The sequence below is a fragment of the Bradyrhizobium guangdongense genome (assembly GCF_004114975.1).
Classification (GTDB): Bacteria; Pseudomonadota; Alphaproteobacteria; order Rhizobiales; family Xanthobacteraceae; genus Bradyrhizobium; species Bradyrhizobium guangdongense.
Map to the genome: position 1 here is coordinate 687,369 of NZ_CP030052.1, position 22,769 is coordinate 710,137.

Below are 22,769 nucleotides of genomic sequence, written 5' to 3' on the forward strand. Positions count from 1 at the left end.
CTGATCACGCAGCGTGGGAGTACATCGGCCGTCCCGCCACCGGCATTTCCGCTGCGAGGATCGTACCGCTCTTCGATTCCGTGATGAAGAGTGTCCGCCGATCCGGACCGCCATAGGCGCAATTGGTGGTGAGAAGTCCCTTCGGAGACTTGATGCGCAGCATCGGTTCTCCGAGCGCGCTGAACAGCCAGGTGGCGCCGAGGCCGACGTGACAGATCGCGATATTGTCGTCCTCGTCGATCGCAAGGCCATCGGGGCCGCCACCTCCGGAAAGCTGGATGAAGGTGCCAACCTTGCTTGCGGTGCCGTCGCGCATCAGCGGCACCCGCCAGATCGCATTGGCGCGCGTCACCGCCAGAAACAGCATCGTCTCGGCCTTGTTGAGCACGAGGCCATTCGGGCTCGGAATCCGGTCGAGCACGCAATCGAGCTGGCCACTGGGTCGCAATCGATAGAGGCGGCCGCTCGGATCATGCAATCCGGTCTGCCCCTGATCGGTGAAGTACATGTCGCCGTTCGAGGCGAACACGAGATCATTGACGCCCTTGAATCGCTGCAACAGCGAGCGCTCCAGGAAGGGCTCGACGCGACCCGTGGCCGGGTCGAACACCATGATGCCCTGCTTGTGGTCGGTGATGAAGCCGCGCCCGTCCCTGTGAAACTTCAGGCCGTTCGGCTCACCGTCGTACTCCGCGCCAACACTGACCTCACCGTTCGGCGTGATGCGCAACAGGCGGCCCCAAGGAATGTCGACGACCCAGAGATCGTCATTGCGGTCAAAGGATGGGCCTTCGAGAAAGGTCGGCGTCGGTGCGCCGTGAAACTGCACCTCAGCCCATTCCGAGCGCTGGCCGCTCTTGAACAGATGCTCGGGGATTGCAGTGAAGACGCGCGCCTCCACGCTTGGCGGTGCTGCATACATCGTCGAGTTCTCCCGTGCGCGGAGTTAATCCGCGTCTCGTTAAGCCGCGCATTCCGTGACGACACGTGAGCGCAACCGGCTTGACAGCCGTGGTGATTGGCTATCTATTCTTATATAAGGATAACGTTCCGAAATGAGAACGCAAGGAAAAACCGGGGCGTCGCGCCAGCGCGATGCGGCTCGGCTTTTCGGAGGGAGCGACTTCATGCGTGGCGGCATGCACTTGATCGGGTTTCTGATCAACTCGCCTATCAATCACACGATCCTGAGCTGGTCGGATCCCGCCGATCAGCGTCTCGAGGCGATGGGAAGCCTGAAGCGCTGGCAGAGGCTTGCGCAGACCTATGAGCGCGGCCTGTTCGATGGGCTGTTCTTCGCGGATACGCCGGGTGTGTTCGACCGCTACAAGGAGCGTTCCGACGAGGCGGTGCGCTACGGCGTGTGCTGGCCGCCGCACGATCCGGTCGTTCTGCTGAGTGCACTCGCCGCCGCCACCGATCGGCTCGGCCTTGCGGTGACGCTCTCCATTTCGGCCAATCATCCCTATCAGGCGGTCCGCTCGCTCTCGACGCTCGACTATATGAGCGGCGGTCGGGTCGGCTGGAACATCGTCACTGGCCATCTGCGCGGCGAGTACCGTGCACTCGGTCTCAATCAACTCGATCACGACCAGCGCTACGATCGCGCCGATGAATATATGGAAGTCTGTCGTGCGCTCTGGAGCGGGGTGCGCGAGGGCGCGGTCCAGGCCGACAGGACGACAGGCGTCTATGCTGATCCGGCCAAGGTGGACATCATCAATCACGAGGGCGAGTATTTCCGCTGCCATACGGTGCCGCCGGCTTTGCCGTCGCGGCAGGGCCATCCGGTGCTGTTCCAGGCCGGATCCTCCGGCCGCGGCCAGCGCTTCGCGCAGAAGCACGCCGACGTGGTGTTCTCCATTCAACCGCATCTGGGCGGCATGAAAACCTTCATGCAGGAGCTCGGCGCAGCATCGGGGAGCGCGGCCGCGCCCAAGGTGACGTTCGGCGTGCAGCCGATTCTCGGAAGCTCCGAGGCGGAGGCGAGGCGCCGGCTCGACGAATTCGCCGCGCGCATTCCGCTTGAGGCCGCGCTGAGCCGCTTGTCCGGTTCGCTCGGGGTGGATTTCAGCCAAGTCGAGCTCGATCTGCCGCTCGAGGAGCAGAAGACGCAGGCATCGCAGGGTCTGATGAAGGCCATGTCGGCCTCGTTCGAGAATCGCCGCTTCACGCTGCGCGAGGCGGCGGTACGCTGGGGCCTTGCGGTCGGCATGCCGCAACTGATCGGAACACCGGAGCAGGTTGCCGATCAGCTCGAGACGATCTGGCGGGAGACCGGGTGCCACGGTTTCAATATCACGCCGACGACCACGCCCTCCAGCGTCGAGGAATTCGTTGACCAGGTGATCCCAATTCTGCAGAAACGAGGTGTGTTCCGCACCGCATATGAGGGCGAGACGTTCCGCGAAAATTTGCTGAACTGAACGGCAACGGCCACGCGAGTTGGCCGCGTTCCAACGAGTATCGTTACGAGCAGGGAGGAGATCGTGACAATGAATCACACTCGGAGAGCGTTCGTGAAGACGACGCTGCTCGCGGGCATCGGCGCGCCGGCCCTTGGTCTTTTCGCGCCGAACATCGCGCGGGGGCAGGGGGCGGTCACCCTGAAATTCGCTCATCCCGACAGCAACCTCCATCCCAACCACAAGATGGCGGAAGCCTTTGCGGGCCGGGTAGGCGAACGCACCAATGGCGCTGTCAAGATCGATATCTTCGCCGGCGGACAGCTTGGCTCCAGTGTCAGCATCGCGACCGGCGTTGCGACCGGGACGGTCGATCTCGTGTACCACACCGCGGGATTCCTCTCCTCCATCTTCCCAATGATGCAGGTGCTCGATCTGCCGTTCCTGTTCCGCGACGCGCGCAGCGGCGAAAGGGTGACCGATGGCGAGATCGGCCAGATGATCTTCGCCAGCCTCGCGCCGAAGAATGTCTATGGCCTGGCCTGGAGCACCAATGGCTGGCGGGTGGTGGAGACCACCAGAAAGGTCGTGCGAGCTCCCGACGACCTTTCCGGGATGAAGTTCAGGATCCAGCAAAGCCCGGTCTTCGTCGCGATGGCCAAGGCATTCAACGCCCAGCCCGTGTCGCTCGACGTTTCCGAGATGTATCTGGCGCTGACGCAGAACACGATCGACGGCTACGAATTCCCGCTGCTCTCCGTCGTCGCGACCAAGCTGCACGAGGTGACGAAATTCGTTTCCGAAACCAATCACACCTACAACGCGATGGCGCTGCTCGGCTCGAAGTTCAAGCTCGACAAGCTCGATCCGACGCACCTGAAGGTCCTGCGTGAGGAAGCGCTGCGGTTCGGCAACGACACCCGCAAGTCGATCGTCGAGGCCTCCGCCGCGGCCAAGAAAACCTGCCAAGATGCCGGCATCCAGTTCAACCCCGTCGACTACGCGCCGTTCAGGCAAAAGGTCGAGCCCGTGTTCGCTCAGTTCCGCACGTCGATGGGCGAGCAGCTCATCGACAAACTGCTGAAAGCCGCCGAGGGATGACCGAGCAGGTCTGTGATGTTCCGGCTTCAGGGCACAGCCACGCTCTGTCGCGCTTTGGTCTCGGTGCCATCGCCGAGATCATGGTGGCGATCGCGCTGGCGTTGCAGCTGGCCATCACGCTGCTCTCCGTGCTGATTCGCGAGGTGACGCCGTTCTCCATCCTGTCGGTGGACGAAACCGCAAAATTGTCGCTGAGCGTGATTGCCTTCATGGGCGGCGCCATCGCCTATCGGCGCGCCGAACATGCCTCGATCGAGGTCATCACAAAGCGTTTGACCCCGCACTGGCGACAGGTCCTGGGCTGCGTGGTCGACCTTGGGGTGCTGGTGACGGCGATATCCATCCTCCGGGGCAGCGCCTCGCTGTTCATGGTCCGTCTCGACGAGCATCTGCCGATCACGGGTTGGCCGACCGCCACCCTGGTCGTGCCGCTCGGGCTCGGGCTGCTGCTGATCGCCCTGACCGCCGCCGAGCGGCTCTTGGCAAAGCGCGGGCGACCGCTCCTGGTCGCGCTTGCCGCCGCTACCGTGCTTGCCGGCTGCCTGTTCGCCGATGCCAGCCTCTTCACACAGACTTTCAGCTCGCGATATTCGCTGGTGGCGCTCTTGATCGTGCTGTTCGCCATGATCGGCATCGGCATGCCGATCGGCTTCGCACTGATGGCGGGCTCGCTGATCTACCTCCTGGCCAACGACATTCCACTGGTCGCGATCGCGCAGAGCATGATCGACGCCAACAGCAACTTCATCCTGCTGGCGTTACCGTTCTTCATCCTCGCCGGCGGTATCATGGATCAGGGCGGAATCAGCGTGCGCTTCGTGCGCTTTGCGATGTCGCTGGTCGGCCATTTCCGTGGCGGTCTGCTCCAGGTGGTGGTGATCACGACCTATCTCGTGTCGGGTATCTCCGGATCGAAAGCGGCCGACGTGGTCGCCGTAGGATCCGTCATGCGGCGAGAGCTTGAAAGAACGGGCTACAAGCCCCAGGAATCCGCCGCGGCGCTGGCGGCATCGGCCGCAATGTCCGAGACGATCCCGCCGAGCATCGCGATGCTGATCCTCGGAACGGTGACACCGGTTTCGATCGGCACGCTGTTCGTCGCCGGTCTGATACCCGCGGCAGTGATTGCCGTGATGCTCATGCTGCTGATCTATGTTTCCGCCCGCAACAGCGGTTTGTCCGCCAATCCCAAAGCGACCGCCGGAGAGCGAGCCAGGGCCGGCACGGACGCGTTGCTGCCGCTCGGCATGCCGGTCATCATGATCCTCGGCATCAAGTTCGGCTTCGCCACACCGACCGAAGTGTCCTCGATCGCCGTGCTGTATGGGCTTGTCCTCGCATCCGTGTTCTATCGCGCGCTCACGCTCAGGGCATGCGCCAGAATCCTGATTGAAGCCGGACGGCTGACAGGGATGGTTCTGTTCATCGTCGCGGCCGCGGGCGCATTCGGCTGGGTGTTGACCGCCGCCGGGCTGAACGCGCATCTGAGCCAGGTCGTCGCGCTGCTCGGCAACAGCAAGTTGCTGTTTCTCCTGGGTTCGATCGCCCTGATCATCATCGTCGGGGCCTTGCTGGAGGGGTTGCCGGCGATCATCATCCTCGCACCCGTCCTGATGCCGATCGCCAATCAACTCGGCATCGATTCCATTCATTATGCGATGGTAATCATCCTGTCGATCGGCGTAGGCGTCTTCATGCCGCCTGTCGGCATCGGCTTCTATATCGCTTGCGCTGTCGTACGCGCGGACATCGACCAGGCGTCGCGATCGATGGTGCCGTACCTCGTTGTGCTCTGTCTCGGCGTGCTGCTCATCGCCTATGTCCCCTGGTTTACGCACGCGCTGCCAAATCTGATCGGGAAGTGAGGCTCCGGACCGTCTGCCGCGGTCGAAGGTCTCGACGATGTCGTGCCAAGAAGAAAGAAGAACGGTGACCCGGAGTTCTCAAGCAAGTTTCAAGACCATGCCGGGACGGACCGATACCCATTTCCATGTCTTCGGCCCGGAGGCCCGATATCCCTATCGGACCGAGCTGACCTACGCGCCGCCTGCTGCAACACCCGCAGCCTATATGGCGTTGGCCGAGCGGCTTGGCATCGATCGTGCCGTCATCGTCCAGGCCAGCGTCTATGGATCGGATAACAGCCGGCAGCTCGATGCGATGCGCGAAATCGCAGGCGTGGAAACACGTGCAGTTGTCGTCGTCGATCCCGATGTCTCGGACGAAGAACTCGACGAGCTACACCACAAGGGCGCGAGAGGCGTGAGGTTCATTGCGACCCGGCCAGGCAGCTTGCCGCTCGCACAGCTGGAGCGAATTGCATCCCGGATTCGGCGATGGGGCTGGCATGTCGCGCTGATGCTCGACGGTCGCTCCATCGTCGCGCTTGAGGACCGGCTGCAAAAATTGCCGTGCCCCTTCGTGATCGATCACCTGGCCGATCCCGACGCCCAAAAGGGAACGGAACAACCTGCTTTTCAGGCTCTCCTTCGGCTGCTCCGATCGGGCAATTGCTGGACGAAGATTTCGGCGCCGTATCACATGAATACCGCTGCACCGGCTTATGACGAGCTCGAGCCGCTCGTCGAAGCCTTATTGGCTGAGGCACCGGATCGTCTGCTGTGGGCGACCGACTGGCCGCATGCCGCAACGCATGGACCGACCCCTGACGCGACAGATCTCCTTTCGGCGCTTTATTCGTGGTGCGACGAAACCGTCCTGACCAAGATCATGGTTCGAAATCCGGCGGCTCTGTACGGATTTGGCTGATGCAATGCTCGATCATGACCGTTGGCAGATGCGGCTCGTGTGAGCACCCGAGGATGCGGCTCCGGGCAACTTGAAAACCCTTCGTACGTGAAGAACGCTTACAGAAAGAGGAAACATGCAGTCCGTCATCTACAAGCGCATTCCGCAATGCCCGGCAGACCTCCTGGCCGAGGTCGCAAAATATCCGGTCTCCGATTTGCACGAGGCACTCGGCCCGGTCGAGGGGCGCATGCAGCTCATGAGCTCGCGCATGCGGCCGATCGCGCCAGGCCAGCGGATCGCGGGCCAAGCCGTCACGTCGTATAATTTCCCTGGCGACAACCTCATGATCCATGCCGCCCTCAACGTCGCGCAGCGAGGCCAGGTGCTCGTCCTCGTCAACGGCGGTGGCGCGCACGGCTCGTTGTGGGGCGACGTGGCCGCGACCTTCGCCAAGCAGAAGGGGATTGCGGGCATCATTGTCGATGGTCCGGCCCGGGATGTCGCTGCGCTGCGTGAGCTCGGCTCGCTGACCTGGTCGACGTCGATCTCCTCCAGTCATCCCGAAAAGCGCGGCCCCGGCGCGGTGAACGTGCCGATCGTTTGCGACGGCGTACGTGTGGATCCCGGTGACGTGATCGTCGCCGATGATGACGGGGCGCTCGCGATTCCGCTGCGCTCGCTCGAGCGTGCGGTGAAGGGCGCACGGGAGCGCAATCGGAAGGAGATCGAGCTGCGCGACCGTCTGAAGACCGGCTCGTCGTTGTTCGAGCTGCTGCAGATGGACAAGAACGTGCAGGCCGCCGGCGCTGAAATCAGGGATACTCTCTGGATTGACGGCTGACCGGACGGCGTCCCTGGCGCGAGGTCATTTCTTGCGCCGCTTGCCGGTGTCGGCCCGCTCGGCAGAATCTTCTGCCGGCGGATATGGGCCGCGATAGCCGAGGATCTGCGAGATCTGTTCGGCGGCCTTGAAGGTCAGCCGCTCGATGTGCTCGCGCGCAAGCAGCAGGCGCGCGGTAGGGCCGGCGATCGTCACCGAGCAGCTGACGAGGCCGGCCTCGTCAAAACAGGGGCTCGCGATGCCGGTGGCGCCATCAATTATACCATTAGCGTCGACAACGACGCCGCGGTGACGGATTTCGGGGAACATGGCGACGAGTTCCTCTTTCGAGGATGTGTCGTCCGTGAACTTTACAAACTTGGTCTGGGTCAGATACGCCGTCTGAACATTCTCTGGTAGGAATGCCAGCATCGCCTTTCCTGCGGCCGTACAATACAGCGGCCGCCGGTTGCCGATGCGGACCGCAAAGCGCAGCGGCTTTTCCGATTCGATGACATCGACGTAAGATATCTCGTGGCCCTCCTCGGAGAGGACACCGAGCAGGATCGTCTCCTCGGTCTCTCGTGCGAGCCGCTCCAGGACGGGACGCGCACATTTCGGGAACGATCGAGCCTGAGCCAGGCTCGCGCCAAGCTTGATCGCTTGATCGCCGAGAATGTAGTGGCCGTTGTCGCTGCGAGCATATCCCCCGCCTTCGAGCGCGCGCATGAGGCTGAAGACGCTCGTTTTCGGCAGTTTTAGGCGGTCACTGAGCTTTGCCAGCGTAAGACCTTCCGGTTCGGCCGCTAACGCCTGCAGGATATCCATCACCCGAAGCGCCGAACGAGGGCCGCTGAAGGCCCGTTCGGTTGTCCTCGCGTTGTTGGACATTTGTTCGTCGTGGCGTTTCATCGGTTGATCTTACTTTCATTATTCCTGTCATTCGATTAGCCAGAGCGCAAGCAGCCCAAGCGAGCATCAGTTGAGGGTCCAGATAGACCGTTCTAACAGCTATAGGTTATACTCCACGCAGCCGACCGCGACGCGGCTGGCCGTTGTCTACCCATGTCATCGCCAATGGGGCGGATTGGGCTCAGGTGCTGAAAGAATATGAAGATCTCCCCAGCCATGCCTCGCTAGGTCCGTTTAATCGGCGTGGAACGAGAAGCGCACGAGCGCAAGCTCCGACTGCACGACCCTCGGATGCGTATCGAGGGTCAGAGCCGAGCCACATTGCGGATGAAGCCGTCGGTCCTGTTAGGATGTGAGAGCAGGGCCGGGGGGCTGAACGGAAAAAGATCAGTCTTGATAAAACAGCCTTCCCCCTATGCGTAGGCTCTGCCCAGAATTACTTCTGGACTTCACCGGGCGGTTGCCCGGTCCTGGGCCAGTTCCGCAGCATTCCATGCTTATCCGGGGCGGCCCCGAAAGTCTCACCTTGCATTGAGCTACTTGACCCCGGGGAGGGGACCCCAGCCAACCGGAACTTCAGTATTTTCGTTTATTTCACTTGTTGCGTTTATTTCGAATATAGCCTACATACAATGCCGTACCGAGGAGAACAACGATTACGATGCCAGCCTACGCCGAAGAGCTGGGAGGTACTCGCCTGCCTTCCGCGAGCGAGAAGGCGGCAGCCAACCAGCTTCGTCAAATACTCGCGTCGCATGCGACTGGGGATGCCAAGCTACGCGTGCTCGACGATGCTCAAAAGGCTGCTGAGATAACCTTGTCGCCGGCCCTGTCGAGCCTCTTAATGGAATTGCTTCGGCACATCGGCCGCGGCGATGCGGTGACCCTTGTGCCTGTGCATGAGATGTTGACCACACAGCAAGCTGCCGACATCCTAAATGTCTCACGTCCGTTTCTGGTTTCTCTGCTAGAGAAGAACGAAATTCAGCACGTGACAGTGGGGCGTCATCGCAGGATTAGGGCAGAGGATCTATTCGCCTATAAGCGCACGCGTGATGAGAAGCGAGGCAACGCGCTTGCGAATCTCGCCGAGCTGGACGCGGAGCATCTGTAAGCTTGTTTGCGAATCGTTTCACCGCATTCGTCGATGCGTGCTCCCTTGCGAGTGCCCTCAAAAATAGACTGGCCTCAGGCAGCACAATTTTGATGCAGCTCTGATTTCGGATATTCCAAAATGAAGGTTGTGCAAATCAACGAAAGCTGACTGAGATCAATCGCCTGCGTGTAAAACGACCCGCTGGCTGTCTCCTGCACTCGCGCCACTCTCGGTCTCTGCGCCGAACTAGCGCTATCAAAGGCAGTATTCCCGCGACTGGACCACCGATAGATCATCGCTTCCAACTGCCCGCGAAGGTCAATCGAATGCTCTGCGTATTCAGCCCGACTGTGATCGCACCATCGGCTCTGCAGCGTGCGCGTCCGATACCTCGCCTGCTGAGGGCCCACCAGCCTCTGCTTTAGGGCGGGGAGTGTTGCGCTCCGTCTCCACGGCCTGGTTGCAAAGCAGGACGCGTGTCTGCAGACCGGAAACCTCAAACCAAGGCATCTTCTATGGAATTGGAAGCACGGTGATTCTGATTTTCGTGGTGAGTCCGGGAGAATGCCGTTCGTCAGCTGATCGTCAGCCAAGCCGTCTATCTAATTAGGCTTCACGTTCTCGCCTGGATCGGAGTTAGAATATGACGGGTATTGGCCGGCCTGGCAAATCGCTCGTTGGGGCTCCCGGAGCCGACAGCACTTGGGACTCGAGCAGTTTGCGTTCAGAATCGAGTCTCGCCGCTGGGGAGGGCGGCCAATCCTTCTATTCCATCGTGGAGCGAATGCGCTCTTGGCCTCAGGATAGAGCGGCGTTGGTCGGCAGCCAGCCGCGAACTTCGGATATGGCAGTCCCCATTTCATCGACGGGTGACGAGATCAAGGCAACAAAGCGACAAATGGAAAGCCTGCTCTCGGAAGTTGGCGCTCGCAGTAAGGCGGCCATGCAAGCGCGGAGCTCGTCAGAGGCACAAGAGCTGATCGACAAGCTCATCCAGGTCGGCTCAAAAGTTCTGGAGTACTACGCCAGCCTGCCCCAGCACGAGGCGCGCAGGATTCTGTCTGACGATCAGGCTCGCGGTCTCCGGGACGAGGTGCTCCATGCGGCGGAGCAATGTAACGCTCTGGCCACCCCGACCATCTACGCCTTGGAGCAGAGCAGGAAAAGTGCAACCGTCGTGCTCCAACGGATGCTATCCAACACTCCCTCTGACCTACTGAACCGAGCGGTTTCCGGCGTAGCAAACCGCTATGCGGACTGCATGGAGTGGTGGGGAAAGAAGGCGTTGCGTTCGGAACGGATGCAATGCGTCTGCGCCGCTACTGCTAATTTACCCAATGTAACGGCCCAAAAGCGGCAGGCCGACGAGGCCGCACTGCGGCTGCACAGCGGTTGGGCACTGCACACCAAGTGCATGCATCTGCAATCGCAGGTCGCTCTCGCACAAATCATGATTGAGCCTCTCGAAAGCACGTTCGACCCAGCCACGAGGGAAATCCTCATGGCCGAGAACGGACGGGCTCGCCTGCTCGGCACTTTCATCGATGACGTTTTTCCGGCATTCATATCGACAAAGGACGCAGTTCTACAGAGCCAAGGACGCGCACTCGACGCGGCGCACTGCGCGGTCCTGGAAGGAGTTATGGAGCGGCTTTCTGAATTTGCGTTGGGAGTGCACAACCTCGTTTCAAAGCTAAGGGGTCAGGGGACCGGTGACGACCTGCCATTGAAACTGTTGCATCAGATCGTGGAAAGCGCGTGGGTCACTGCACACGACGTTATGCGGCTGCTGGATCTACAGCCCAAAACGTCGGCCATCAATTCACCGGCGGTCGAAGCAGGGGCTGCGAAGCCGGCCAACGCTACGCGAGAGGCTGTAGCGGCCGAAGGCACTTCTGCGCGCAGGAAGGGTAAAGCCAAACGTACACCGAGCACTCTCGCCGGGAGTTCGGCACGCGACGGGACGCAGCTGCAGATCGCTACAACCGACAAAGCCACGGCGCCAGCAGCCAAAGTTGTGGTGCTCTCGGATCTGGGTACGAAGAAGCTCGTGAGCGCGGAAGAGGCGCATGCGAGGGCGACATCCTCGGCGACGGCACACTTGGCGATCTGGCAGGCCCCGCCATCAATGGAGACGCTGGCGCGCCTACTCGAGCGGTTGGACGCACTTTTGCAGTTTGATCTGGCTGGTCAGCAACGGGCCGTCTCGCAAGCCCGCCAAATGAAGCCCGAGGACGCCGACCACGTTGTGGATGCCGTGATCGAGCGCCTGCAGACCCAGGCCGCCGAAATGCAGGCTTGTGAGGGTTCGCTCGCGGAGCCTGGTCGACGTATCCTACTCACGCCAACGCAAGTGCCCGAGGTGCATGGCAAGCTAGTCCGACTCAAGATGATGCGGGCCGAGGCGCAGGGGCTCGCCAAGACTTTGGACGAGCGAAGGGCATTGACTAGGATTGAATGCATGAAGACCTACGGCTTTCCGTCGCAGAAGTACCTTGAACAGTTGCGCGCGGCCGGGGAGTTGGCGCCTGCCGATCTACCGCGCGCGTTAAAGGGCGAGCCAGGGGTGCTGTTTCAGGTTAAGCTGCAACCCAAGGCGCTGCGCAATGGTGCAATGCCGAGCCCCATGTGGGTTCACATCCATACGAAGCGACCGGTACATACGGGCCAGTTGGCGACGCTGGATGACGCCGACTTCGCCGCTTGCCACGTCAAGTCCAACGAACAACGCGGCTATAATCAGCAGTGGCAGAACGCCCGGGCGGCGACGGGCTGCGAAAACGTCGTGATTCACCGCGGCAAGCTCACGCCTGCGTTCTGTAAGTCCTTGTTGGCCACAGTGCGTAGTGACATCCCACCCTATCGGCTTGCCGAGGCGGAGCAACTGTCAACGCAGGCCGCTCGACTTGGGATCTAGGGGCTTTAACGGTAGAGTACCGAGTGGCGACATCATTGGTCAGACCAGGAAATCCGAAGCCAGTGGGCCGTAATCGGGGTCGTGGGCCTACAAGCTGGCCGGCGACAGCTTGCGCGCGACTGTCCGGTCTGGCCGCAGCGATTGGAAGGAGACAAACTGAGCGTCGGGCGCACCCTTTCGCCGACGCGGACGATCAGCCCGCGTAAGTAGGTCAGGCAGGCTTTGTTGCAGCGAGTCGCCAGCGCGATGTTTCGACAGGAGATTTGGTACAAGTGTTGCAGGTACGAGGTGAGGTCTTCGATGCGGAAATTCTTTCGGTGTTGGGAAAGATCTATGATGAAGCGGTGGCGGCGCTGCCTGCAAGTATGCGAACTCCCGTCAATCGAACAGAGCTTGCCAAGCTGGTACTTAGGCGCACGGCCGCTGGTGAGGCCGAACTGGCTCTCCTAAGAAGGCTAACGGTGGCTATTGCGCCAGTCGCTTAGGCGAGCAGCGGTTGAATGCCTCTACTTGAATTCCAGAACTATAACCGCGTTACCACGGCCGGCGCAGGTCTTCGAAGATCCGGATCAACGTCAGCTGTTCACGAGCCGGTTTAGCATCGTTCGCCGCGAGCAGTCCGTCAAGCTCTACTGGCCATCCTCCCAGCTTTGGCCGCGGCTGCACTTGGCGGTCAAACTCGAAGGAGGTCTCCCCAGACCTCAGTACCTTTCGGACCGTGTTCCGCGACACCTTCGGGTCACAGGCGATCTCCTTGATCGTCTTGCCTCTGATGAAGTGCTCACGCCGTATTCGCGCAATCGTCTCCATGACCAGCATCGCCGACCACCTGCTTCATTCCAAAGCAGGCAGCGCAACAGCCCAACTGGGTCAATGTTGGGCGCGATCCCGGCTTAGGGGGGCAATATTGCAGACGATGACGTAATTGCGGTCGCGCCCGCGGCACGAAAGGTCCACTATCTTCAAGCCCTCCACCATCTTACGAATCGGAGGGGCTATGAAGCAATATGTTGGGCTGGATGTCTCGCAGAATGAAACGTCAGTGTGTGTGCTCGACGAGGTCGGTCAGGTCTTGTTAGAGGGAAAGGCCAAGTCCGACCCCGGGCGCTCACGGCACTGCTCCGCAAGCGAGCTCCACACGCCGAGCGCATTTGTTTTGAGACCGGGACGATGGCGAGTTGGCTGTGGCACGAGCTTCGTAGGGCTGATCTTCCAGTGGTCTGTATCGACGCTCGGCATGCGCAGGCGCCTTTGTCAGTGCTCGAACCGCTCGGATTCTCAGTCATTCTCGCGCAGTCGCGCTACGACTCTCCCCTCGCAGGATCGCCTGCTGACTGCACTGCTGTCGCGGCGGCCGGAGGCGATCATCATGGTCGGATCACCCGCAACGGAGGAGGGCGCTCGCCTGCTGCGGCATGCACGCAGTCCCGTAGGTGAAACACGGGAGCTGCCATCGTCTCCAATCGATGCAGTCGTCGGTTTCGATAACTACCAGGCGGGCGATACCGTCGCCCGGCACTTCGTCGCGCAAGGACGCAAGAACTTAGCGTTCATCGACGGCACCGACCCGCGCACGACCCGCCGCCGGCTCGGATTTCGCGACAACGCCGTTGCGAGCGGCCTTACTGACCCACGTCGGCTGATCCTGGACCGCAACACGGCCTGCACGACGCTGGCGCATGCGCAGCTTCCCGGCGTAGACGCCGTGTTCACGGCTAATGATGCTGCCATCGGTTAAATGGCGGGCTTGCGCAAAGCCGGTTCTTGCGCGAGGCCTGCCTCTGAGGCCCACACTTCTTTGAACGTTCCAACGGTTCCGCTACAGCGTCCAGCACCAACATCCGGCCGACGCTTGCGACCTGCGCCAGCATACACTTCGATACGCGGCCACAACGGTCGTCTTATGTCGTCCGAATAGTCGTCCATTGTGAGCACCCTTGCTGAAGATGACTTTTCTAGCGGGGATCACGCGACTACGCAACCGACGACAGCAGGTACTTAGGGACCAACTTCAGACTACACAATTTGATGCAAACTCAACTTCGGATATTACATAATGAAGGTTATACGAATCAATCATCTTCGATGCTGGAGCCAAGGCCCGTCCTTTGCTCACGAGCGAGCTCTCGCACGTTGCAACTGCCGCAACGCTTGGCGTCGGGTTTGTTTGCGCAGGCGTCGAACCGGCGTGATCGACGGCATCGGCGACAGTGTCGTGGCTGGCGCCGGCTCCTCGACCGCGCGGGCATCAGGCAGCTCCATTGGCTGAGCTGGTGCGGGCCGCGCCTCCATGACCGCGAGAACCTCGCGTCCCTTATCAGTGATGCGCCAGCCGCCGTTCCTTCGCTCGATGAGACGTTGGGAGAAGATATCCAGGTCAGGCACGCGGGCCGCCAATCGCTTCGTGCGTTCGGCCCAGTCCCGTCCGCTGGTGGCCAGAATCGCCATATCGCGCTTGATGTCCTCCAGGACGGCGAACCCGTCCGGATAGCTGACCAGCACCTTGAGAACCGTCACCTGGAAGTTCACTGCCCCACCCGTACGCGGCTTCCGCGAACTTACTTCCCTACATCTTAGAGGCACTCGAGACCTCCTGTCGACTCACGCCATTCATTCGTTGGTTTGTCTTGGAGGTGCGGGCGTGGTGATGGCGTAGCACTCCAGCTCGGAACGGTCATGCCCGCGTCGGGATTGAGGATAGTTGACGTGCAAGCTTGAAGAATTCACCCGCGCGCGGCGCCGCAAGCAGCCGCTTAGATTGCTTCCGCGATCCAGGACGCAGCTAGGCCCGCGCGAAGCGGCGGCGTTTCGCCACTCGCTGGTAGCCGCCAGTCACGTTGAGCCGCACGAACTCGGCGCAACTGACAGGCACCTAGCTGCAAGATCCAAGGGGAGAAGACCTTGACACTGTTCTTTATTTGTTCTAGCTGATAGCATGCGCATCGGTCTTCGTCGGGAGGCCGCACCGGAGCAGGTAGGAGATCATGAACGACAAAAAAGAAAAGGAATTCCACTTTTTCGTTGATGGGGTGAAATACGAGACCGAGCATTCTTATCTCTCCGGGGCCGACATTAAGCGGATCGCCAAGATCGAAGCGAATTATCAGCTTTTTTTGGAAGAGCAGGGAGACACGCCGGATCGTCCGATCGCTGACCCAGATACAGTGCCCCTGAACGATCGGATCAAGCATTTTTTTGCAGTGCCGCCGGCGACATTTGGACATGGAAATCATTGATAAGCAGTTTGCGGCGCTCCAACAGCATTTTCCCTTGGCGCGTCGAACCCCGATGTCCAACGGAGCTGTATTGGTTGAGATTCCGGAATTCGATCTTCCAGAAGGTTGGAGCATCGCTAAAGGGACCGTCATTTTTCTGCTGCCACCGGGATATCCTTCGGCACAACCGGATTGCTTCTGGTTGGAACCGGGGCCTGTTCGCTTGGTGGACGGCGGCGCTCCAACCGCCTCGAACGATGCCAATCCGGTCCCAGGGGGTGAGCCGCGAGGCACTTGGTTTTCGTGGCACTTGCAATCTTGGAATCCAAATCGCGACAACATGCTGACCTATGTCAACGTCATCGCGCAACGTCTAAACCCCGCACGATAGTGGACGATCTTCTCATCACCTTTGCCGATCTCGACTTCGTCCGGCGCTCCGTGCTGGGCGGTCGAACCGAGTTATGCTTGGTCTTGATGTGCGGCAGAACGTCTCGGGCCGACGGTCGTGCAAGGGTGTTGGTGCGAGAGGTCGTAGTGCCCGCTGAAGACGACTACACTCGGCGCAGCCAACTCGAAGCAGAGCTGCGGCCTGCGTTCATCGCCAGGTGGGCAAAGATTGCTGCGCGGACCAAAAGTAGCCTGGTGTTTGTGCATAGCCATCCCGGGAGGGCCGCGCCCGAGTTTTCGCGCATTGACGATGCGGGCGAGGAGGTTCTCGCACACTTCTTTCGGCATCGAACCCCTGACTTGCAGCATCTGGCCCTTGTTGTGAGCGACGGAGGGTATGCATGTCGCTACCTTGGAAGCGACCGACATCTTCGTCTGATTGCGGTAGGGGATGATCGACGAGTCCTGTTTGATCCCAGTCGATCACACGACCCTTCCGATCTTTACGATCGGCAGGTTCGGGCCTTCGGTCGTGCCGGGCAGAGCATCCTCCAAAGCCTCAGGGTGGGGATCGTGGGACTTGGTGGCACGGGATCGCTGGCTGTGCAGCAATTGGCTCACCTCGGCGTCAAGGAGTTCGTTCTAGTTGATCCAGATGACGTCGAGCTGACTAATTTGAACCGCTTGGCAGGGTCCGCATCTGCCGATACGGGGCAGGCCAAAGTCGCGGTGGCCGAGCGATATATTCGCGCAGTTCAACCTCGTGCCGTAGTCACCTCTTTTCAAGAGAACGTCGTCTTCGTCGAAACCGCAAAGAAATTGCGAGACGTTGATGTGCTGTTTTGCTGCACCGATTCACACGGTAGTCGAGCCGTCCTTCAGCAATTAGCTTATCAATATCTCATTCCTTGCATCGATATCGGGACGGTTATCGCCGTTAAGGGGGGCAAGATCACTCACATTACCGGCCGCGCCCAGATGCTGTCGCCTGGATTGGCTTGCCTCACCTGCGGTGGCCTCTTGGACGGTAACGAGGTCCGCCGCGACATGATGTCGGAGGCCGAGCGCAAGCAGGATCCTTATCTCGTCGGCGCTCGTGAACCTGCGCCCGCGGTGATCTCGATCAACAGCACTATTACCTCGCTCGCCATCACCATGTTCTTGTCCGCTGTTGTCGGCGTGCCATCGCCGGCGCGGCATCTTCTGTATGATGGTCTGAGAAGTCGCCTCCGGTCGGTCAAGGGTGAGCCCGTCCAGGACTGCATCGTCTGCTCGCGGGCAGGCGTTTTGGCAAGGGGCGATGGATTGGCTCTCCAAGGCCGTCTCGCTCAAAATGTCAATCGTTGACGTTACAGCTTTTGGTCGGTCGGAGGTTGGCTGGATCGGCGCCGATCCCCCGGCTGAGGCTAAGGCGCCGTTTCAAGACCGCGGCCTCACGATCAGACAACAGCAGATTACCGCTTTTCAGCCGATGGAGCCTGCTCTGTTGGCGAGCCTTGCCGCCGTCGTAATCGTCCAGCAACAAGATTACCCATCAAGATTCCAGCGAATCGTTCGAAGCTGCCTTAAGCACCTGCTTGATTACGAATGCCGCGTCTTTGTCGTGCCGTTCGGCGTTGCTGGTCTTCCGCAAGTGTATAGATGTCTGGAAGAGGCGCGTGTGTTTGCCAGCAACCTTCCGAGCGACGTCCTGCGCAATCAGTTCACGTGGCAGAGATCATTGGGCGATCCGATGCCTCTCCCCCCGCTGCCGCACGTCACCATCTTGTCGCCCATTGCCAATTGGTCGGAAGCGGCCAACTTCTTGGTTCGGCATCTCCCCGGCGAGGCCGTACAAGAGTCTGTCAGTTTCAGCTTCGCTCCCGAATGCGAGTTTGGAGAGAACGACGCTGGTGTTGGCCAAGTCCTTCTGAAGCGCGCATTCAGAGGTTACACGGCCGTGCATTTCAGTCCAATGACCGAAGGCCGGTCCGGGGCTGCCGTATACCGTGCCTACCCGGTCTTCGGCGCCTTTCATACTATGCCGCGTTTTGTCAAACTCGGTGATCGCAGCAAGATCTTTCAAGAATTTCAGAATTACCAATTGAATGTCGAGAAATACGTGCCTTTCAATCTCGGGCCGCGATTGAACTACGATTTATGCTGTCTCGGATCGACACGCGGTGTGCTGGTCGGCGATCTCATCGAATCCTGCGAGAGTCTAAGGCTTGCCGCACGGAGCGGCCGGGCCGGGCCGGCAATATCGTGCCTGTTCGATCGAACGCTGCAAGCGTGGTATCGAAATATCGAACGCCGAGATACGCCACTTTCGCAGACCCTGGGTCCGCGCTTTCCAAAGCAATTTGACCGGCGCCGGATGCAAAGGGCGCGATCGATCGGCTCGAGATGCGACCGCGATCGACTGTTTACATTGTTCGAATACTGCGCAAGTTCTCCGGTGTTATTCGCAAAGATTCATGGCGATCTCCACGTCGACAATGTTCAGGTGAGGGGGCACGAGGCGCTCGTCATCGACTTCTATGCCAATCAGGATGGACCGCTGGTGTGGGACATAGCGACCTTGGAGGCCAGCCTATTGGTCGATGCCTTCGATAATCATGAGCTCTGGTCCTTCGATGAGTGGTGGAGGTCGATTGAGCAACCGTATGGTGGTAAGCCGCTCGACATGCTGCTCGGGCACGGTGATCCGCGCGATCCGCATCGCTGGTTTCACGAAGCCGTGCGACAGATCCGGCACTATGCCGCGCGTGTCGCGTCAGCAGATCAATACGGAGCGGCTCTTGCACTGGCCCTTCTGAACAAGGCGGCCAAAGATCCAAACCTGAAAGGTCCTGAGGATGAGCGTCGCGCCGCTGCGTACGTGTTAGCAGAGCGCATTCTCAACAACAACTTCGCACCGCAGTGAGGCGAATTCATGGGCATCGTCATTCTCAACTTTCGGGCGAAGGTTTCTTCACGAGGCGAGGCGGACCAGCACCTGTCGAAACCCGGCGATGCTGTCCTGGTCAACCGCGGTGGTCCACGTTGGCTTGTGTTGTCCTGTCCTTGCGGTTGCGGCGAACGATTTCCAGTCAACCTCGATCCAAGAAGTGGGCCCGCCTGGCGTATCTACAATGCGGAAGGAGGAAAAATGAGTGTGTTTCCTTCTGTTTGGCGCGATACCGGCTGTCAAAGTCACTACATCATCTGGCGCGGACGTATTTATCTGTTCGGATCAGACAATGATGCGGAAACAGACGCTGGTATTGCATTGGACGATTTGCTCGAGCCAGTGTCGAAACGATTGTCGTCCGCCGCTTGGCGGTCATTTGTCGAGGTCGCCGATGACCTCGGAGAGATCCCTTGGGACGTTCTGGAGGCCTGTCGGACCCTCGCTCGCAAGCGGGTGGCCGAGGAGGGAACTGGCAAGCTGAGAAGCCACTTCCGTTTACGTTCGGCCTTGGGAAGGACGGACAAGGTCGACTTCACGGCTTGAGAACGTTTGCTTCAAACGGCTGCGAATATCGAAGATAAAATAGTCAGCTCGCGTACTCGTCACTTGATTGATCAGCACGAGAGCGCGTTGGGGCAGGGCAAGTTGGGTTGAATTGCTGCGCTGGCAAATAGCTCGTTCTGCAAATGCTCGATACTAAAAGAGGTTGTGATCGGCTAGGATTACTTGGATTCGCATAATGAAGATTATGGAATACTTTTGCAATTCTTGCGAATAGGACTGAAACGACCTTAGATTACTTTGATATACTTATTTCGGCTTTTCGTCCAGCCCAGCATCTCACGCCGGGTCACAGCTTGACGAGTGCCGCTGGACGTAACCACGACTGGTTTTTCGCCTGAGCCAACACTCAAGGGCCTCGACGGCCTGCGCGTGACCATCGAACAAATCGAGCCGCCGTCGACCGCGCCCACCGAGGCGCCCCCATTCACGCACCAATGCCGTATCGCCAAACAGCGTCGGCTCGATCGTGAGCACATAGAACCGCGCCATGTTACGGGCCGGATCGCGACGCTCGAGCACGAGATATTGCACGGTGAGTTCGGACATGCGCCAGAATCGCAATTACCGAATCGACCGTCCAATTAAATAAATGAACCGATCAGGGCCTAAGATTCAGAAATTTCATTGTGGCAACAAACGCCGAGGCCAAGCGTATCCGCTTTCCGCCGATGACCCCGTCAAGCGCCGCCCGATAGAGCTTATGCCGTTGCGTCGACAACTGCGCCCAATCGATTGCGAGGCCTTTAGCGGTACAGCCCGGTCATGGATGCGCCCACACCCGCCGATCGCAAGATCGGGCGCGGCATCGTCGCCTAAAACCAGGCGTGCCTCTCCAGTTTGAACTCGGCGATGCCATTTGTCGGCTGGTCCGTAAAATATTCACCGCTTAAAGTCTTCGTCCCCGACATCCCAACACTCATTATAGCCACGCCTCGATAAATCGTAGGAAGCCCAGGCTTAGTGTACTCAGCCTTCCGTCGATTCTCGAAGACGTAGTACACATGGTATTGCGTGCCGGTAGGATCGCGTGTGGCTACAACCGCCAGCGTAGTCGAGGTCGATTCCCTGGTTTCGAGGACAAGAGACATCCCGCTCAAGTGATGTCGGATCGTCAGCGTGGCATCCCTGAGCTCCTGCCTGTCGGGTGGACCATAGCGCAGCACACCGGTCCACCGGCCACCCAAATAGGGGAATGTCATACGCTGAAGTATCGGGATAGCACGCCATGCCCCGTAGATGACGACAGCAAGAGCAGCAGGTATGCCAAAGACATACCTGGAGAATATCCAGACGTCTTCGTAGGTGTTGCCGGTGAATACATCGGCAAACTTCAACCCTGCGAATATCGCTATCGCCAGACAGACGACTATCGTAAATAGAAGCCGGGTCTGAAGAAAGTTGATCATGTCGAAGACCGAAGCCGCGATGACTGGAATAGACGAAATCTTCAGGATTCTGGCTGGACGTCCAGCAGCTTTCGATCCGCTGATTTGCTGTCTCTACCATCAGAATAACCTACCACGTTTCGCCGAGCCAATGCCGCGCGATCCTTCCCCCGAGGTGGGCCAATTCCTCGACCAGAATTTTGCGGAGACCGTGCGAGCAGCAATCGCTTTTAACGAGGCGATTCACGATGGAGCGATCATGGCTGCCGTAGATCATCATTCGCGCTGTACCATCACGGGGTGGTCCTACCGCCTCTTCCCTCCCCCCTCAGAGATACCCCCACCTGTCAACAAAGGATCGGCGTTCAACAGTTGCGTGGCGATGTCCCTCGTTCCCGGGATCCTGGCTCTCTACCTGGTCTCCAAGGGCACGACGTGGAGATTCGAACGCGGCAGCGTCAATAGGCTTTAGCGGCCCGACGACTTAACTCGGTATCTCGATCGACTCGATGGCGCCTCGCGCCACCCCCCAGGGTATGCCCAGATCGAACGTCAGTTGCGGCTTCTGCTCCTTGGCGACGTTCTTCACGAGATCATCGATTTCATGTGAGAGCGCCTTCATGCCTTCGTACTTCTCCTGTGTGTCGAAAATGAACCGGGAGCTGTCCGGGACGCGCAACTTCTTTGCTTCTTCAGGGTTGTGATACAGGTAATCCAAATGTCGCTGCACCTCCGCGAGGACCCGTAACTCGTAGAGATATCCGATTTTCAAGGCCGTCTGATCCGCGTGATACATGGTAGCGGCTATGTCGAAGCTGGGGAAATTGATCTTGGTACCCTCCTCGACCGCATCAGCCTTGACGTTCTTGCAGAGCCGTATGGCCTTCCTCAGGCCGCCGAGACACGAACTGCAACGATCTTCGATCAGCTTTATGTGTTTGAATGGGAAGTTCTCGATTGTCTTCGGCACTTTGCGATCGAGAATAACAACTCCTCGGTCGTGAATCTGTCTAGACTGCTGGTAGACGACGGTATCGTACCAGTGGGACGGAACAACATCCACCGGTCGCGCCAGAGACCCTCCAGAAACGGCGACCGCCTTCCCACCGGACGTATCGACGTCGGCGGCTGGAAAGTTCAATGGCAGGATCTTCTCGATCGAGGAACGTAGTTCGCCTAGCACTCCAAGCGAGTTGCGCGCCGTGGGAACATAGGTGCCTGCCGCGGGCCCCGACGAGTGGAATATGAGGAAACCGGTCTCCAGCACGAGCAGATCGACGTCGCTGACTCCCCGGATATGGACGTTGAGGGGCACCGACCCCTGAAGCCGAAATTCGACCGAATCGATGGATTTCTGGATTTGGTTGCCCACGCGCTCGGCCGTTTCGACACTGATTCTGGTGTACTCAGGTCCCACCTCCTGCATCGCGCCAAGCGCATATCGCGTGTAAGCATGCGACGGAGCCCTATTCTGCCAGCTTTCCGCAGCCAAGCTCTTCGACAACACTTCCTTGCGGGAAGCCTCGTTGAGTTTTCCAAGACGGTCGACGCCCCTGCGACGCAGGCGCAGTTTGTTCAGTCGACTATTGATGTCCCTTACCATGGTCCCTCTTCAAACTAATCGTGCCAAATGTGAAGCGGCCGTGACCGTTGAAATACTCGCCCTCTGCTGATTCCAGATCTTTCGAGAAAATAAGCATGCAGGAACCGAGATGGCTTCTTAAGTCCACCTCTCCGATAGCCGGGTCGTTCCGATAGTTGTACAGAAGCCTATATCCCTCTGCGTCGTCGCAGATCAGGGCTGCCCAATGCTGTCGGAGCCCGATTGATCCGTCTTCAGCCTCACTCGGATCTTGTCCCAGGTCTGAAAGATCGTGAGGGTCGCCCTCCATGCGTAGCCGAGGCTCCCGTCGGGCTTGAGGCTTCGTCCTTCGCAGGACCAGCTCCCAGCGAGATCCGGGACCTTCAGCGCCGCATTCAGAAAGGGCCATCGCCACGCGTACCGATCGAGCGTCCAATAGAGCGCCGCAAAGACCATGCCCGCACCGACGAGGGAAAGGACCGATGGTGGCAGGTTGACATTGAGCCCGAAGCGGTTCGCCACGTCGACCACGGAAAGCAGCGTGAAAACGATCGCAGCCGATACCGACGCGGCGATCAACGTTAGGTAGCGTCCGACCTTGGCTCGGTTCAGTCCACCGTGCAACGAATAGTCGTGTTGTTTCACTTCAACGTTCCATTTGGCAAATCTCGATTGCGACACATTGACCGAAACTTTAAC

At 59.5% G+C, this 22,769-nt stretch carries 22 protein-coding genes and 2 pseudogenes; 15 read left to right on the top strand and 9 right to left on the bottom strand.

From position 1 onward, the window contains the following. Positions 1 to 4 precede the first annotated feature (4 nt). Positions 5 to 922, bottom strand: a complete 918-nt coding sequence (locus tag X265_RS38865; protein ID WP_128929550.1) for an SMP-30/gluconolactonase/LRE family protein — start codon at positions 920 to 922, stop codon at positions 5 to 7. A gap of 205 nt (positions 923 to 1,127) precedes the next feature. On the opposite strand from X265_RS38865, the gene X265_RS38870 reads away from it, so the two are divergent. From X265_RS38870 to X265_RS38890, 5 genes are all read left to right on the top strand, one after another. After that, positions 1,128 to 2,426, top strand: coding sequence for an NtaA/DmoA family FMN-dependent monooxygenase (locus X265_RS38870; protein WP_128929551.1), 1,299 nt, complete (start codon positions 1,128 to 1,130; stop codon positions 2,424 to 2,426). A 93-nt stretch (positions 2,427 to 2,519) separates the two neighbouring features. Beyond that, complete coding sequence (locus tag X265_RS38875; protein ID WP_164934238.1) at positions 2,520 to 3,506, top strand: TRAP transporter substrate-binding protein; 987 nt, start codon at positions 2,520 to 2,522, stop codon at positions 3,504 to 3,506. Continuing rightward, positions 3,503 to 5,371 carry a TRAP transporter large permease subunit gene (locus tag X265_RS38880; protein ID WP_128929553.1) on the top strand — a complete coding sequence of 623 codons (1,869 nt, stop codon included), beginning with the start codon at positions 3,503 to 3,505 and terminating at the stop codon, positions 5,369 to 5,371. The genes X265_RS38875 and X265_RS38880 overlap by 4 nt, the downstream gene beginning before the upstream one ends. Positions 5,372 to 5,408: 37 nt before the next feature. Continuing rightward, positions 5,409 to 6,275 (top strand): amidohydrolase family protein, encoded by an 867-nt coding sequence (locus X265_RS38885; RefSeq protein ID WP_128955172.1) that lies wholly within the window; start codon positions 5,409 to 5,411, stop codon positions 6,273 to 6,275. 115 nt (positions 6,276 to 6,390) lie between these two features. After that, entirely contained in the window at positions 6,391 to 7,098 is a 708-nt protein-coding gene (locus tag X265_RS38890; protein ID WP_128929555.1) for an RraA family protein, read from the top strand. A 24-nt stretch (positions 7,099 to 7,122) separates the two neighbouring features. Here X265_RS38890 and X265_RS38895 read toward each other — a convergent pair whose 3' ends face one another. Next, positions 7,123 to 7,989 (bottom strand): IclR family transcriptional regulator, encoded by an 867-nt coding sequence (locus X265_RS38895; protein WP_128929556.1) that lies wholly within the window; start codon positions 7,987 to 7,989, stop codon positions 7,123 to 7,125. Positions 7,990 to 8,644: 655 nt separating this feature from the next. Between X265_RS38895 and X265_RS38900 the strand changes: the two genes are divergently transcribed. Both X265_RS38900 and X265_RS38905 read left to right on the top strand, forming a co-directional pair. Further along, on the top strand, positions 8,645 to 9,103 hold the full coding sequence (locus X265_RS38900; protein ID WP_128929557.1) for a helix-turn-helix domain-containing protein: 459 nt from the start codon (positions 8,645 to 8,647) through the stop codon (positions 9,101 to 9,103). A gap of 625 nt (positions 9,104 to 9,728) precedes the next feature. Next, positions 9,729 to 12,002 (top strand): hypothetical protein, encoded by a 2,274-nt coding sequence (locus X265_RS38905; RefSeq protein WP_128929558.1) that lies wholly within the window; start codon positions 9,729 to 9,731, stop codon positions 12,000 to 12,002. A 546-nt stretch (positions 12,003 to 12,548) separates the two neighbouring features. On the opposite strand, the pseudogene X265_RS38915 reads toward X265_RS38905, so the two are convergent. Beyond that, positions 12,549 to 12,821 (bottom strand): annotated as a pseudogene (locus X265_RS38915) (IS21 family transposase); the annotation flags it as partial. A gap of 178 nt (positions 12,822 to 12,999) precedes the next feature. Between X265_RS38915 and X265_RS42490 the strand changes: the two are divergent. After that, positions 13,000 to 13,262 (top strand): annotated as a pseudogene (locus X265_RS42490) (IS110 family transposase); the annotation flags it as partial. Next, a complete protein-coding gene (locus tag X265_RS38925) occupies positions 13,240 to 13,740 on the top strand; it encodes a type 1 periplasmic-binding domain-containing protein (protein WP_128929559.1) in 501 nt (166 codons plus the stop codon). The pseudogene X265_RS42490 and the gene X265_RS38925, both read left to right, overlap by 23 nt. Before the next feature lie 374 nt (positions 13,741 to 14,114). Here the strand turns inward: X265_RS38925 and X265_RS38930 are convergent, their stop codons facing one another. Next, positions 14,115 to 14,531: a hypothetical protein gene (locus X265_RS38930; protein WP_128929560.1), complete on the bottom strand. Its 417-nt coding sequence runs from the start codon at positions 14,529 to 14,531 to the stop codon at positions 14,115 to 14,117. Between the two features lie 455 nt (positions 14,532 to 14,986). Between X265_RS38930 and X265_RS38935 the strand changes: the two genes are divergently transcribed. The 5 genes from X265_RS38935 to X265_RS38955 all read left to right on the top strand — a co-directional run bounded on the left by X265_RS38935 (position 14,987) and on the right by X265_RS38955 (position 19,082). After that, entirely contained in the window at positions 14,987 to 15,238 is a 252-nt protein-coding gene (locus X265_RS38935; RefSeq protein ID WP_042336969.1) for a multiubiquitin domain-containing protein, read from the top strand. After that, positions 15,225 to 15,608 (top strand): E2/UBC family protein, encoded by a 384-nt coding sequence (locus tag X265_RS38940; protein WP_082847948.1) that lies wholly within the window; start codon positions 15,225 to 15,227, stop codon positions 15,606 to 15,608. Before X265_RS38935 ends, X265_RS38940 begins: the two co-directional genes overlap by 14 nt. Before the next feature lie 146 nt (positions 15,609 to 15,754). Continuing rightward, a complete protein-coding gene (locus X265_RS38945; RefSeq protein WP_232995573.1) occupies positions 15,755 to 16,954 on the top strand; it encodes a HesA/MoeB/ThiF family protein in 1,200 nt (399 codons plus the stop codon). Beyond that, the gene (locus X265_RS38950; protein ID WP_128929562.1) at positions 16,908 to 18,512 is read left to right on the top strand and encodes a phosphotransferase; all 1,605 of its coding nucleotides are present in this window, start codon (positions 16,908 to 16,910) and stop codon (positions 18,510 to 18,512) included. Before X265_RS38945 ends, X265_RS38950 begins: the two co-directional genes overlap by 47 nt. 9 nt (positions 18,513 to 18,521) lie before the next feature. Continuing rightward, positions 18,522 to 19,082 carry a ubiquitination-like system serine protease family protein gene (locus X265_RS38955; RefSeq protein ID WP_128929563.1) on the top strand — a complete coding sequence of 187 codons (561 nt, stop codon included), beginning with the start codon at positions 18,522 to 18,524 and terminating at the stop codon, positions 19,080 to 19,082. Between the two features lie 297 nt (positions 19,083 to 19,379). On the opposite strand, the gene X265_RS38960 is transcribed toward X265_RS38955, so the two are convergent. Continuing rightward, on the bottom strand, positions 19,380 to 19,649 hold the full coding sequence (locus X265_RS38960; protein ID WP_128929564.1) for a WGR domain-containing protein: 270 nt from the start codon (positions 19,647 to 19,649) through the stop codon (positions 19,380 to 19,382). A 266-nt stretch (positions 19,650 to 19,915) separates the two neighbouring features. Then, on the bottom strand, positions 19,916 to 20,509 hold the full coding sequence (locus X265_RS38965; RefSeq protein ID WP_128929565.1) for a Cap15 family cyclic dinucleotide receptor domain-containing protein: 594 nt from the start codon (positions 20,507 to 20,509) through the stop codon (positions 19,916 to 19,918). On the opposite strand from X265_RS38965, the gene X265_RS38970 reads away from it, so the two are divergent. Further along, on the top strand, positions 20,508 to 20,960 hold the full coding sequence (locus X265_RS38970; protein ID WP_128929566.1) for a hypothetical protein: 453 nt from the start codon (positions 20,508 to 20,510) through the stop codon (positions 20,958 to 20,960). The genes X265_RS38965 and X265_RS38970 overlap by 2 nt on opposite strands. A 12-nt stretch (positions 20,961 to 20,972) precedes the next feature. Here the strand turns inward: X265_RS38970 and X265_RS38975 are convergent, their stop codons facing one another. Genes X265_RS38975 through X265_RS38980 form a run of 3 tightly spaced genes read right to left on the bottom strand, consistent with a single transcriptional unit; the run spans position 20,973 to position 22,715 of the window. After that, positions 20,973 to 22,091: a nucleotidyltransferase-like protein gene (locus tag X265_RS38975; RefSeq protein ID WP_128929567.1), complete on the bottom strand. Its 1,119-nt coding sequence runs from the start codon at positions 22,089 to 22,091 to the stop codon at positions 20,973 to 20,975. Beyond that, positions 22,072 to 22,380 carry a Cap15 family cyclic dinucleotide receptor domain-containing protein gene (locus tag X265_RS42180; RefSeq protein ID WP_210214794.1) on the bottom strand — a complete coding sequence of 103 codons (309 nt, stop codon included), beginning with the start codon at positions 22,378 to 22,380 and terminating at the stop codon, positions 22,072 to 22,074. The genes X265_RS38975 and X265_RS42180 overlap by 20 nt, the downstream gene beginning before the upstream one ends. Beyond that, positions 22,284 to 22,715: a Cap15 family CBASS effector gene (locus tag X265_RS38980; protein ID WP_210214793.1), complete on the bottom strand. Its 432-nt coding sequence runs from the start codon at positions 22,713 to 22,715 to the stop codon at positions 22,284 to 22,286. Before X265_RS38980 ends, X265_RS42180 begins: the two co-directional genes overlap by 97 nt. Positions 22,716 to 22,769: the final 54 nt, after the last annotated feature.